This window comes from Roseovarius tolerans (assembly GCF_900109855.1).
Taxonomy (GTDB): Bacteria; Pseudomonadota; Alphaproteobacteria; order Rhodobacterales; family Rhodobacteraceae; genus Roseovarius; species Roseovarius tolerans.
Genome location: NZ_FOBO01000013.1, coordinates 17215 through 30167, shown reverse-complemented (window position 1 = coordinate 30167; position 12953 = coordinate 17215). Strand labels below are relative to the sequence as shown.

The window sequence follows — 12953 nt, the reverse complement described above, 5'->3', positions numbered from 1 at the left end:
GAAAACCGGAGGCCCGTTCCATGATGCAATCCGCCGCACCGCTGTCGCGCGACCTCGTCCTTGTCGGTGGCGGACATGCGCATGCCCTGATGCTGCGGATGTGGGGGATGGACCCACTGCCCGGTGCGCAGCTGACGGTGATCGACCCCAATCCTGTTGCCCCTTATACGGGCATGCTGCCGGGGCTGGTGGCCGGGCATTACCGGCGCGAGGAACTGGAGATCGACCTCGTGAAGCTGGCGCGCTTTGCCGGTGCGCGGCTGGTGGTGGGGGCCGCCACACGGATTGACGCAGAGGCCCGGCGCATCACCGTCGCCGGGCGCGGAGACATCAGCTACGACGTGGCCTCGGTCGATGTGGGCATCCATTCGGGCATGCCGAACCTGTCGGGCTTTGCCGCGCATGGCGTGGCGGCCAAGCCGCTTGGTCCCTTCGCGCAGGCCTGGGACGGCTTCGTCGCAAGGGTGGCCGAGGAGGCGGCCGCGCCGCAGGCGGCGGTGATCGGCGGCGGCATCGCCGGGATCGAACTGGCGCTCGCGATGGCGCACCGGTTGCAGGGTGCGGGCGCACGGCCCGAGATCACGCTGATCGAGCGCGCCGCCGAGATTGCACCCGATGCCCCGGTGGCGCGCGCGCGTTTGCTGGCGGCGCTGCGGGGCTACGGCGTGCAGGTGCTGACCGGGGCCGAGGTGCGCGCAATCTCCAGGTCGGGCGTCGAGATGGCCGACGGCACGCCCATCCCGGCGGGTTTTGTCGCCGGGGCGGCGGGTGCGCGGGCGCATCCGTGGCTGGCTGGGTCGGACCTGCCGGTGACCGATGCGGGCTTTCTGCGCGTCGGGCCCGATCTGCGGGTCGAGGGCCATGAGACGCTCTTTGCTGCCGGTGATTGCGCCCATCTGAGCCACGCGCCGCGCCCCAAGGCCGGGGTCTATGCCGTGCGCGCCGCCCCGGTCTTGCGCGACAACCTGCGCGCGGCGCTGAGCGGGCAGGCGTTGCGCGCCTTCCTGCCGCAGCGCCATTACCTCAAGCTGATCTCGCTGGGGCGCACATCGGCCCTCGCCGAGAAAGCGGGTATCGCTTTTGCGGCACCGCTGCTGTGGCGCTGGAAGGACCGGATCGACCGCAAGTTCATGGCGAAGTTCGACCCTCTGCCGGAGATGCCCGAGCCGGAAGCGCCGCGCATCGCCGCACTCAATGAGGAGACGACGCAAGAGCCGCTCTGCGGCGGCTGCGGCAGCAAGGTGGCCCCGGAAGTTCTGTCGGGCATGCTGGCCGCGCAGGGTGGTGCCGCGCGTCCCGACATCCTGACCGGGCCGGGCGACGATGCCGCCGTGCTCGATCTGGGCGGCGTGCGGCAGGTGCTGACCACCGATCACCTGCGTGGCTTTACGATGGATCACGGGCTGATGGCGCGGGTCGCGGCGCTGCATGCGTTGGGCGATATCTGGGCGATGGGCGCGTGTCCGCAGGCGGCGCTGGTGTCGATCACCCTGCCGCGCATGTCCGAGGTGCTGCAGGCCCGCAGAATGTCCGAGATCATGGAGCAGGCAGGCGATGCCTTGCGCGCAGCGGGGGCAGAGATCATCGGCGGGCATTCGACGGTGGGGGCAGAACTGAGCATCGGCTTTACCGTGACCGGGCTGCTGGAAGGCGACGCGATCACCACCGCCGGGGCGCGGCCCGGTGATGTGCTAATTCTCACACGGCCGATCGGCTCGGGCACGCTGTTGGCCGCCGAGATGCGCGGGCAGGCGCGGGGTGGTGACATCCGCGCGCTCTGGGACGTGCTGGCCACCCCTCAGGGCGATGCGGCGGCGATCCTGTCCGACGCGCGGGCGATGACGGATGTGACGGGCTTTGGCCTCGCCGGGCATCTCTGGGCGATCTGCCGGGCCTCAGACTGTGGCGCGGTGCTCGACCCGGCGGCGATCCCGCTCTTCTCCGGGGCGGAGGCGCTGGCAGCAACGGGCCTGCGTTCGACCATCTGGGCGGCCAATCGTCGCGCGGCCCTCGTGACCGGGGCCGGTGAGGATGCGCGCGCCGCGTTGCTGCACGATCCGCAGACGGCGGGCGGGTTTCTTGCGGCGGTGGCCTCTGACGTAGCCGAGGATCGGCTGCGCGCCCTGCGAGCGGCAGGCCATGACGCGGCGATCATCGGACAGATGGAAGAGGGCGCGCCGGGCGTGCGCCTGCAGGGTGTTGCTCAGCCGTGATCGGTGATCAGGCGGCGCGCGGTTGCGGCCAGCGTCGCCTCTTCCAGGTCGGTCAGGCAAAGCGGCGCGGCTTGTCCTGGCCCGGCGATGCGCGTGTAACGCGGATCGTAATGTGTGACGATCAGCGACTCGACCAGTCGCGCCAGATCGCCGGTTGCGGCCAATGCGCGCCACTCCGCCACCTGGTCATGCCCGTGATAGCGCACCAGCCGCCCGAGGATGGTGTCGAGCGAGTCCGGATCGGCGACCAGGTCTGCGTAATCCGACAGAAGATGCGTGACCCGCGCCGCCATCGGTGCGGTGATGCGCACCACCTCTGCCGCCTTCATCGCACGGGCGAGCGCGGGCGGCAGGTTGATCCGCCCGATCCGGGTGCTTTCCGCCTCGACATAAACCGGGCGCGCGGGATCGAGCGCCGTAATGTGGGCCGCAAGCGTGCTCTCGAACGCCTTTTGCGGCGGTTGCCCGCCTGCGATCGGGCCAAAGACAGAGCCGCGATGCGCCGCCATTTCCTCGAGATCCAGAACCTGACCGCCCTGCGCCGCAAGATGTGTCAGCAGCCGCGTCTTGGCGGTGCCGGTGCCGCCGTCGATCAGAACCACGTGCGCCGGAAAATCCTGCTCGTAGAGCATGTCCGCCACGAGGCGACGATAGCTTTGATAGCCGCCCGCGACGGTGTCCGCCTGCCAGCCGATCTGCTTGAGGATGACGGTGAACGACCCCGACCGCTGCCCTCCGCGCCAGCAATAGACCAGCGGTCGCCAGCCGCCCCCGCGATACGCCAGCGGCCCCTCGATATGCGTGGCGGCATTGCGCGCCACCAGCGCGGCCCCGATCTTGCGCGCGAGGAACTTGTCCTCCTGCACATAGATCGTGCCGACGCGGGCGCGCTCGGCATCCGAGAGCACCGGAAGGTTGATCGCGCCGGGGATATGATCCTCGGCGAATTCCGACGGCGAACGCACGTCGATGATCTCGTCAAAGGGCAGCGCGGCGAGCGCGCCGAGGCCGTCGAGCGTGACCGGCATGATCAGGGCAACGGGATGGTGATGTTCATGCACGTTCCATGCGCCGCCCCGCGCCCGAGTGCAAGGGGATTTGCGGGTGGTCTTGTCCTTCGATATGTCTTGCAAGACCGAACGCGGACGGGGCATAAAGCGGCATGAGCGACGATCAAGATACCGGGGCCACGGCCCCCCGCCTGCGTCTGCGCATCGTGTTTGGCGAGGATGCGATGCTGGGCCCGGGCAAGGCCGATCTGCTCGAGGGTATCCGCGAGACCGGCTCCATCGCCGCAGCCGGACGGCGCATGGGGATGAGCTACAAGCGCGCATGGAGTCTGGTAGAGACCATGAATACGGCATTTCACGCGCCTCTGGTGACGTCTTCGCGTGGTGGCGCCAAAGGCGGTGGCGCGGTCCTGACCGAGACAGGCGAAACGGTGCTGATGCACTATCGCAAGCTGCAGGAGATCACCGCCGAGGCCGGGGCGGCGCGGATCGGCGCCTTGCAGTCCCTGCTCGCCGATAGGTTTCTCGGAAAATAACGCTTGATCGCGCGCAACGCCTCAGCGATATGTTTGTAGAAGCATATCCAAGAGGAATTTTCGTGCGGTTTGACGTTTTGCGCTCATCCATCCTGTCGCTTGCTGTCGGCCTTGCCGCGCTTGGCTCCTCCGGCGCGCGCGCTGAGACCGTCACCGTCTTTGCCGCCGCCAGCCTGACCAATGCCATGGCCGAGATCGAGACCGGCTTCGAGGCCGCGACGGGGCATGATCTGGCGGTGTCGCTGGCCGGGTCTTCGGCGCTGGCGCGCCAGATCCAGCAGGGCGCTCCGGCGGATGTGTTCGTCTCCGCCAATCCCGGCTGGATGGATGCGCTGGAAGCGGACGGGCTGATCGCGCAGGGCACGCGGCGCGATTTGTTGCGCAACAGCCTTGTCCTGATCGCCCACGATGCGGCTGCCATCCCGGTCGAGATCGGCCCCGAAATGGACCTTGCCGCGATGCTGGGCGACGACCGGCTCGCCATGGCACTGGTCGAGGCGGTCCCGGCGGGCATCTACGGCAAGGCGGCGCTGGAAAGCCTGGGGCAGTGGGCGGCGGTTGGCCCCCGCGTGGCGCAGGCCGACAACGTGCGCGCGGCACTGGCGCTGGTCGCGGTGGGTGAGGCACCTTATGGCATCGTCTACGCGACCGACGCGGTGGCCGAGGAGCGCGTGACGGTCATTGGCACCTTCCCGGCGGACAGCCACCCGCCGATCCTTTATCCGGTGGCAGGCATCGCCGGGCGCGAGGGTGCGGGGCAATCCGCCTTGCTCGACTACCTGCACGGGACCGAGTCGCGTGCGGCCTTCGAACGGCAGGGCTTTGCCGTGATCGCGAACTAGGCGCATGCAGGATTGGCTCGGCCCCGAGGAATGGAAGGCGGTGGCGCTTTCGCTGCGAGTCTCGCTCTGGGCCACTGTGCTGAGCCTGCCGCTGGGTATCTCCACCGCCTACGCGCTGGCGCGCTGGTCGTTTCCGGGCAAGCAATTGCTCAACGGTCTGGTGCATCTGCCGCTGGTGCTGCCGCCGGTGGTGACGGGTTATCTGCTGCTTCTGACCTTCGGCACGCAAGGTCCGGTGGGTGGGCTTCTGGCCGAGGCAGGGGTGGTGTTCGCGTTTCGCTGGACCGGGGCTGCGCTGGCGGCGGCGGTGATGGCCTTTCCGCTGATGGTACGGGCGATCCGGCTGTCGATTGAGGCGGTGGATCCGCGCCTGGAAGAGGCGTCGGCCACGCTCGGGGCGCGGCCTCTTTGGGTGTTTCTGACGGTGACGCTGCCGATGGCCCTTCCGGGGATCGTGGCGGGTGCGATTCTCGCCTTTGCCAAGGCGATGGGTGAATTCGGCGCGACGATCACGTTTGTCTCCAACATACCCGGTGAGACGCGCACCATTCCTTCGGCGATCTATGCCTTTCTGCAGGTGCCGGGCGGTGAGGGATCGGCGATGAAACTGGTGCTGATCTCGGTTGCCGTCGCCATGGGCGCGCTGCTGATCTCGGAGGCGGTGGCAAGCCGTGTCGCGGCCAGGGTGGGGGGGCGCTGATGCTGGAGGTGCGACTGACCCACACGCTCGGGGCGCTGCGGCTCGATGTGGCGTTCGAGGCCCCGAAGGGAGTGACGGTGCTCTTTGGCCGGTCGGGTTCCGGCAAGACCACCATCGTCAACGCCGTGGCGGGGCTGCTCCGGCCCGGCACTGGCCGTATCGCCATCGGTGAGCGTGTGCTCTGTGACACGGCACAGCGCCTGCATCTGCCGCCGCATCGGCGCAGGCTGGGATATATCTTCCAGGAGGGGCGGCTTTTCCCGCATCTGAGCGTGCGGCAGAACCTGCGTTACGGGCAATGGTTCGCGCCGCGCGATGCCCGCGCCGAGGATATGGCCCGCGTGGTCGAGATGCTGGGCATCGGCGATCTGCTGTCACGACGCCCCGGCGCGCTCTCGGGCGGGGAGAAACAGCGCGTGGCCATCGGGCGCGCGCTACTCTCGGCACCGCGCGCGATCCTTGCGGATGAGCCTTTGGCCTCGCTCGATGAGGCGCGCAAGGCCGAGATCCTGCCCTATCTGGAGCGGCTGCGCGACGAGGTGGATATTCCGATCCTCTATGTCAGCCATTCGGCCTCCGAGGTGGCGCGGCTGGCAACGACGGTCGTGGCACTCGATGCGGGCCGCGTGGTGGCGCAGGGCCGCGCCGAGGAGGTGCTGGGCGATCCCGCGATCACGCCCCTTGGTGCGCGCGAGGCGGGGGCCGTGCTGGCGGCACGCGTGGTACGGCATCACGATGACGGGTTATCCGAGCTCGATGCCTGTGGCGCGGCCCTGTGGCTGCCGCGCGTGGACCGGGCGGAAGGGGTCGAGTTGCGTGTGCGCATCGCCGCGCATGACGTGATTGTGGCGCGCGGGCGGCCCGAGAGGTTGTCTGCGCTGAACGTGTTGCCGGGTATAGTGCAGGCGGTTCGTGAAGGCGCGGGACCAGGGGCCATCGTGGCGGTGGACACGAAGGCAGGTCGCGTGCTGGCCCGGATCACCCGGCGCGCGGCGGCGGCGCTCGCCCTTGCGCCCGGTGCCGAGGTGCATGTCGTCGTCAAGGCGGTGTCGGTCGCGCAGGCGGATGTGGGGGCTGCAGGCTAGGGGAGGCCGGCATGGGGCGGTCGTTGAAGCGATCCCTGCATCGGTAGCCAAGGGGCCGCGTCTCGCGCAGATGCCTCAATCGAATGACGGCTTGCCGCCAGATCATGCCTCGGCCTTTTTCTCCCATTTGCCAGAGGCTTCGGACCAGTATTGCGCCGAACAGCCCGCTGCTGTCAGGGCTTTCCACTGGCTTCGGGCAACGGTGACCGCGTCGGTATCATTGCCATCGAAGAGGATGCAGACCCGTTCCAGCGCCTGCACTTCGTCCGGGGCCACCTCGGCCCCGTCCACCGCCATCACGCAGACGGCGCCATTGGGCCGCTCGGCCCCAGTGGTCAGCAGCACGGGCTGGTCGGCGTCATGCTGCCCGCCCGCCAGACCATGCGGCAGAAAGCCGTCCTCGGGGCCCAACCACAGCTTTTGATCGAGCCAATCCAGCCGCGCGGGATCACGTCCGCGCACCGCCACCCGCCAGCTCGCCTGAAGCGCCTTGCCCAGAAGCAGGGGCAGGGTCACCTCGAGCGGGCGCTGCGTCAGGTGATAGAAATAGGCCGCGCCCATCAGTCGCTCTCAAGCATGTCCGCCACCAGCCGGTTGAGCGCCATCACCCCCCAGCCCGACGCGCCCTTGGGCCCGTAAGGCGTCTCGGCCTTCATGCTGGCGACGCCGGCGATGTCGAGATGCACCCAGGGCATGCCGTCCTGAATGAAGCGATGCAGGAATTCGGCTGCCGTGATCGTGCCCGCAGGCCGCCCGCCCGAGTTCTTGATGTCGGCGATCTGGCTTTTCATCATGTCCGCATAGGCCTTGCCGAGGGGCAGACGCCACGCGCCTTCGCCTTCGGATTTCGCGGATTTGAGGAAGGCGTCGCAGAGCGCGTCGTCATTGCTCAGCACGGCGGCGTTCTCATGGCCGAGCGCCACGATGCAGGCCCCGGTGAGCGTGGCAAGGTCGATCACGCCGCGCGGTTTGTAGGTTTCCTGCGCATACCACAGCACATCGGCGAGCAGGAGACGGCCCTCGGCGTCGGTGTTGATCACCTCGATCGTGTCCCCCTTCATGGAGGTCACCACATCGCCGGGGCGCGTCGCGCGGTCCGAAGGCATGTTCTCGACCAGTCCGACGAGGCCTACCACATTGGCCTTGGCCCCGCGCCGCGCCAGCGTGCGCATGACGCCCGCCACGACACCCGCGCCGCCCATGTCCATGGTCATGTCCTCCATACCCTGCGCGGGTTTGAGGCTGATGCCGCCAGTGTCGAACACCACGCCCTTGCCGACGAGCGCAAGAGGGGTCTCGCCCTTGGGCCCGCCCTGCCATTCCATGACGGCCAACTTGGTCGGGCTGATGCTGCCATGCCCGACCGATAGCAATGCGCCCATGCCGAGTTGTTCCATGTCCTTTTCCTCAAGCACGGTGATCTTGAGGCCAAGGTCTTTCATCGCGGCGATGCGGTTGGCGAATTCGGTGGTGGTGAGGTGATTGGCGGGTTCGCTCACCAGATCGCGGGTGAAGAACACGCCCTCGGCCACGGCGAGCGCCGGGGTGGCGTCGGCTTCGACCTCTTCGGGCTTGGCGACCATCACGGTGATCGGCCCGACCTCGGTCTTGTCGCCTGTCTTGTGATCGGTGAAGCGATAGGCCCGCAGCACGGCCCCCAGAACCACCTCGACCGGACGCTTGAGCGCGCCCCCCAAAAGGGTCAGCGCCTTGTCGCCTTTGGCCCGGCCAAGCGCCACGCCGGCGCGGCGGCTTTCCTCGACGCTGGCGTTGCGCGGCAGCACGACGATGTCGAGCGCCTCGGCGGCCAGCCCCACGGGCCAGGCCAGCGTCACGATATCGCCGGGCTTTTTCTTTTCCAGCGTGCCGCTGTCGATGATACGCGCAAGCGTGCCCTTGGTCAGACGGTTCACCCGCCGCGCGGCCTGATCGAGCTTGCCGTCGGGGGTGACGCAAACCGCAACACGGCCCTCGGCAGTGGCGACGGCATCGAGGTCGATCTCGGTGAAGGCAACGGAAACGGGGGTGGTCATCGAAGGGCTCCTCTCTCACTTGGTTGTCCCAGACCTAACGCGGCTTGTCGCCGAAGGCCAGTTAGCAGTTTTCCCCCGCAATCAATTCCGCTAGGTTGCCGTGCAAGTCTGCTGCCGTGGGGGAAAAGAGTGACCAGATTCGACAGATACATGCTGTCGCAATTCATGGTTTTGTTCGGTTTCTTTGCGCTCGTTCTCGTGTCCATCTTCTGGATCAACAAGGCGGTGCGCATGTTCGACCGGCTGATCGGGGATGGCCAGCCCGCTTGGGTTTTTCTGGAGTTCACGGCGCTCACGCTGCCGGGGGTGATCGGTGTCGTTCTGCCGATCGCGGCCTTTGCGGCAGCGGTCTACGTGGTGCACAGGCTGTCGGCGGAAAGCGAGCTTACGGTGATGCAGGCCATGGGCTATTCGCCGCTGCGCCTGATCCGGCCGGTGCTGGTGTTCGGCGTGATCATCGCGCTGATGATGTCGATTCTGGCACATCTGCTGATCCCCAACAGCTTGAGCCAGCTGCGCCTGCGCCAAGATGAGGTGTCGCGCAACATCTCGGCCAAGCTGTTGACCGAGGGCGAATTCCTGCACCCCGCCCCCGGTATCACATTCTACATTCGCGAGATCACGCCCGAGGGCGAATTGCGCGACGTGTTCCTGTCGGACCGGCGCGATCCCGAGAGCGCGGTCACCTATACCTCATCGCGCGCGTATCTGGTGCAGGAGGCGGGCGGCACGCGGTTGGTGATGGTGGCAGGTCTGGCACAGAACATCCGGCGCGAGGGCAATCGCCTGTTTACCACGCATTTCGATGATTTCTCTTATGATATCAGCGCGCTTGTCAGCAATGACGCGATCAATCTCAACAAAGTCGCCTTTGCCTCGACCTTGGACATGCTGCTCGCGCCCGCGGCGGTCGCAGAGCGCACGGGCACCGAGTTGGGGCTGGTCATGTCCGAACTGCATGGCCGGATCACCGATGCGTTGATGTGCATTGTGGCGGCGCTCGTGGGGTTCTGCACGCTGCTGGTCGGCGGCTACAGTCGGTTCGGCGTGTGGCGGCAGGTGCTTACCGCCTTTGGCCTTCTCGTCACGATAAAGATCGTCGAAAGCGCCGTCGTCGCCCCGGTGCTGGTCAATGCCGCGCTCTGGCCCCTGCTGTATCTGCCGATCCTTCTTGGCGGCGCGGTCTCGATCGGGATGCTGGGGCTGGCGGTTTATCCCGGCGTCCTGCGGCGGCTCACGGGACGGATGCGGCCTCGTGCGACGGGGGCCGGGGCATGATCCTGCAACTCTATTTTGCGCGCCGTTTCCTGGCCAGCTTTCTGGGTGTGGCGCTGTCGCTCGCGGCATTGATCGCGCTGATCGAACTGATGGATGGGCTGAGCGACCTGCCGGATCGGCCGTTCTCGGAGGTGCTCGGGGTCGTGCTGCTCAAGATGCCATGGGCCAATTACGAGATACTGCCGCTGGTTGTGATCCTCGCCTCGACCGCCCTGTTCCTGCGCCTGTCGCGCTCGTCTGAACTGGTGGTGCTGCGCGCCTCGGGGCGCTCTGCGTTGCGGGGATTGCTGGCACCGACCTGTGTGGCGCTGATGATCGGGCTGTTCTGGTTGTCGATCGGCAATCCCATCGTCGCTGCTACGTCCAAGCGCGAGCACGACCTGTCGAACTCTTACCAGGGATCGGAAACCGCAGCACTCGCAATCTCGTCCGAGGGGTTGTGGCTGCGCCAGGGCGGGCCCGAGGGGCAGACGGTGATCTTCGCCCTGCGCGCCAGTTCCGATCTGGGCACGCTCTACGAGCCGAATTTTCTGGATTTCGACCGCGACGGCATGCCTGTCAGGCGGATCAACGCGGGCGCGGCGCAGCTTCGGGACGGCGAATGGTTCCTGCGGGATGCCAAGATCTGGGACCTGTCCGGCGGCGGCAATCCCGAGGCCGAGGCGACGCGCGCCGTGACGCTGACCATTCCGTCCGACCTGACGCAGGACCGCATCGTCGACAGTTTCGGCAAGCCGCGTTACATCCCGATCTGGGACTTGCCCGATTTCATAGCCGAGCTGGAGGAGGCGGGCTTTTCTGCGCGCCGATACGCGGTCTGGTTTCACAGCGAAATGGCGCAACCGGTCTTTCTCGTGGCGCTGGTTCTGATGTCGGCGGCCTTTACCATGCGCCATGCGCGGGGGGCCAATATGGGGGTGATGGTGCTGGCGGCGGTGCTTGCGGGCTTTGGCCTGCACTATATCCGCAATTTTGCGCATATCCTGGGTGAGAATGGTCAAATCCCCATTCTTCTGGCCGCGTGGGCCCCACCGTTGGCGGCGATGTTCCTGGCACTTGGCATTCTCTTGCATCTGGAGGACGGATGAGCAGGTTTGCCGGTCTTATCGCGGCGCTGATGATTTGGTCGGGCGCGGTTGTGGCGCAGGACGCACCGCCCGATCCGGCAATGCTGATCGCCGATGATGTGCAACTCACGGCCGATGAGCAATTGATTGCTACCGGCAATGTAGAGGCGCTTTATGAGGGCCGCCGCCTGACCGCGCGACAGATCACCTACGACCGAGCCACAGATCAGTTGCGCATCGTCGGGCCGATGACCCTGACCGAGGCGGAGAACACGGTGGTCGTGGCCGATAGCGGCGCGCTCGACCGGGACCTCACAAACGGCATCCTGCGCGGCGCGCGGATCGTCATGCAGGATCAACTGCAACTCTCGGCCAATCAGATGCGGCGCACCGATGCGCGGTTCAATCAGCTCTACAAGGCGTCCGTCACCTCTTGCCGGGTCTGCGAAAGCGGGCGTCCGCCGCTCTGGCAGATCAGGGCCGAGCGCATGATCCACGATCAACAGGAACGGCAGCTTTACTTCCAGAATGCGCAGCTTCGGGTTCTGGGCACCCCGGTGTTTTACCTGCCGCGCCTACGCATGCCCGATCCGACGCTCGAGCGCGCGACCGGGTTTCTGAACCCCGAACTCGTGACATCCTCGCTCCTTGGTACGGGGGTGCGGGTGCCGTATTTCATTCGCATCGACGACCACCGGGACCTGACAGTCGCGCCGTTTCTGGCCACGGATTCGCGACGGCTCGAACTGCGCTACCGTCAGGCCTTTCGCCGGGGCGAGATCGAGTTCAACGGGGCCATCTCGGATGATGATTTCAGCGCCGAGGACACACGGGGGTATCTCTTTGGTCAGGGGCGGTTCGAGTTGCCGCAGGATTTCATTCTGCGCTTCAATATAAAACTGACCAGCGACGACACCTTCCTTCTTGACCACGATTTCTCTGACAAGGACCGGCTTGAGAACGAGTTGTCCGTCGAGCGCGCCCGGCGGGACGAGTTCATTCGCGGGGCAATCACCCATTTCAAGTCGCTGCGCGTCGGCGAGAGCAACGCAACGCTGCCGTCGCGCGTTGGAAATGTCGAATACGAGCGCCGGTTCTTTCCATCGCGTCTCGGCGGCGAATTGCGGTTCACCGCTGTTGCCCACGGCCATATGCGCAGTTCTGATCTGGTGACTGACGGCCCTGATCAGGATCGCTTTGCCGATGGTCGGGATGTGTCGCGGTTTACCTCCAGCCTCGACTGGCGGCGCAACTGGGTCCTTCCTGCGGGTCTGTTGGCCAATGTCGAGACCGGGCTGACACTCGATCATTTCGAAATTTCTCAGATCGGCACGACGGCAGACGACCAGGCCACCGAACTTACCCCGAGTGCGGCGTTCCGGCTGCGCTGGCCGTTTATGAAAACCGCCGTCTCTGGGGTCACGCATGTCATAGAGCCGGTGGTGCAACTGGCCTGGTCGGGCGGGTCGAACCCGGATATTCCACAGGATGAGAGCACCGCCATCGAGTTTGATGAGGGCAACCTCTTCAACATCTCGCGGTTCAACGCGCCGGATCGGCGTGAGCGTGGCTATAGCGGTGCCTATGGCATCAGCTATGCGCGCTTTGATCCCAGTGGTTGGGAAGGGCGGTTGGCGGTCGGGCAGGTGATCCGTGATGAGCGCCTGCGAGAATCCACCGGTACGCCCACCTTTACCAAGTCTTCGGGCCTGCGCGATCAGACCTCAGATCTGCTTGTCGCCGGGCAGTATCGCAATGCCACTGGTCTTGCGGTGACGGCGCGCGGTCTTTTTGACGAAATTTTCGATGCGACCAAGGCCGAGGCACGCGCAAGTTGGCAGAACGACCGGACCAATATCGGGGCAACATATATCTGGCTTGCCGAGGACCCGCGCGAGGGGCGCAATTCAACCGTTGCCGAATGGGCCATCGAGGGCAACTACCGCTTTGCCCGCCACTGGACGGCCAGCGCTGAATGGCGCTATGACGCGAGCACGGATCGCAGCGTCCGGGCCGGGGCGGGACTGACATATACCAACGAATGTGTCGATATCACGCTTTCCGTCTCGCGCCGCTTCACCTCATCGACTATCCTTGAACCCGAGACCAACATCGGTTTTACCGTGGCACTACGGGGTTTTTCCGCCGCGACCCAGGACAAGAGCTTTACTCGGACATGCAGGAACTGA

The 12953-nt window shown here is 66.2% G+C and carries 11 protein-coding genes; 8 read left to right on the top strand and 3 right to left on the bottom strand.

The window, feature by feature from the left end; all coding sequences use genetic code 11:
• Positions 1-20 precede the first annotated feature (20 nt).
• A complete protein-coding gene (gene selD, locus BMX04_RS13085) occupies positions 21-2213 on the top strand; it encodes a selenide, water dikinase SelD (protein WP_074787195.1) in 2193 nt (730 codons plus the stop codon).
• Here the strand turns inward: selD and mnmH are convergent.
• Positions 2204-3346 (bottom strand): tRNA 2-selenouridine(34) synthase MnmH, encoded by a 1143-nt coding sequence (mnmH, locus tag BMX04_RS13080; protein WP_420876408.1) that lies wholly within the window; start codon positions 3344-3346, stop codon positions 2204-2206. The two genes, selD and mnmH, sit on opposite strands and share 10 nt — an antisense overlap.
• A 29-nt stretch (positions 3347-3375) precedes the next feature.
• Here mnmH and BMX04_RS13075 point away from each other — a divergent pair, with 29 nt between their 5' ends.
• From BMX04_RS13075 to modC, 4 genes are all read left to right on the top strand, one after another.
• Positions 3376-3759, top strand: coding sequence for a winged helix-turn-helix domain-containing protein (locus BMX04_RS13075; protein WP_074787192.1), 384 nt, complete (start codon positions 3376-3378; stop codon positions 3757-3759).
• 62 nt (positions 3760-3821) lie between these two features.
• Positions 3822-4601 carry a molybdate ABC transporter substrate-binding protein gene (modA, locus tag BMX04_RS13070; RefSeq protein ID WP_244888548.1) on the top strand — a complete coding sequence of 260 codons (780 nt, stop codon included), beginning with the start codon at positions 3822-3824 and terminating at the stop codon, positions 4599-4601.
• A 4-nt stretch (positions 4602-4605) separates the two neighbouring features.
• Positions 4606-5301 carry a molybdate ABC transporter permease subunit gene (modB, locus tag BMX04_RS13065; RefSeq protein ID WP_074787189.1) on the top strand — a complete coding sequence of 232 codons (696 nt, stop codon included), beginning with the start codon at positions 4606-4608 and terminating at the stop codon, positions 5299-5301.
• Positions 5301-6386, top strand: a complete 1086-nt coding sequence (gene modC / locus BMX04_RS13060; RefSeq protein WP_074787187.1) for a molybdenum ABC transporter ATP-binding protein — start codon at positions 5301-5303, stop codon at positions 6384-6386. The genes modB and modC overlap by 1 nt, the downstream gene beginning before the upstream one ends.
• Before the next feature lie 102 nt (positions 6387-6488).
• Here the strand turns inward: modC and BMX04_RS13055 are convergent, their stop codons facing one another.
• Positions 6489-6947, bottom strand: a complete 459-nt coding sequence (locus BMX04_RS13055; protein ID WP_074787185.1) for a DNA polymerase III subunit chi — start codon at positions 6945-6947, stop codon at positions 6489-6491.
• Positions 6947-8419, bottom strand: a complete 1473-nt coding sequence (locus BMX04_RS13050) for a leucyl aminopeptidase (protein WP_074787183.1) — start codon at positions 8417-8419, stop codon at positions 6947-6949. Before BMX04_RS13050 ends, BMX04_RS13055 begins: the two co-directional genes overlap by 1 nt.
• Before the next feature lie 150 nt (positions 8420-8569).
• On the opposite strand from BMX04_RS13050, the gene lptF reads away from it, so the two are divergent.
• From lptF to BMX04_RS13035, 3 genes are read left to right on the top strand one after another with little or no spacing between them, the layout of a single operon-like run.
• The gene (lptF, locus tag BMX04_RS13045) at positions 8570-9697 is read left to right on the top strand and encodes an LPS export ABC transporter permease LptF (RefSeq protein ID WP_074787181.1); all 1128 of its coding nucleotides are present in this window, start codon (positions 8570-8572) and stop codon (positions 9695-9697) included.
• Positions 9694-10785, top strand: a complete 1092-nt coding sequence (lptG, locus tag BMX04_RS13040) for an LPS export ABC transporter permease LptG (RefSeq protein WP_074787179.1) — start codon at positions 9694-9696, stop codon at positions 10783-10785. Before lptF ends, lptG begins: the two co-directional genes overlap by 4 nt.
• Positions 10782-12953, top strand: a complete 2172-nt coding sequence (locus BMX04_RS13035) for an LPS-assembly protein LptD (RefSeq protein WP_074787178.1) — start codon at positions 10782-10784, stop codon at positions 12951-12953. Before lptG ends, BMX04_RS13035 begins: the two co-directional genes overlap by 4 nt.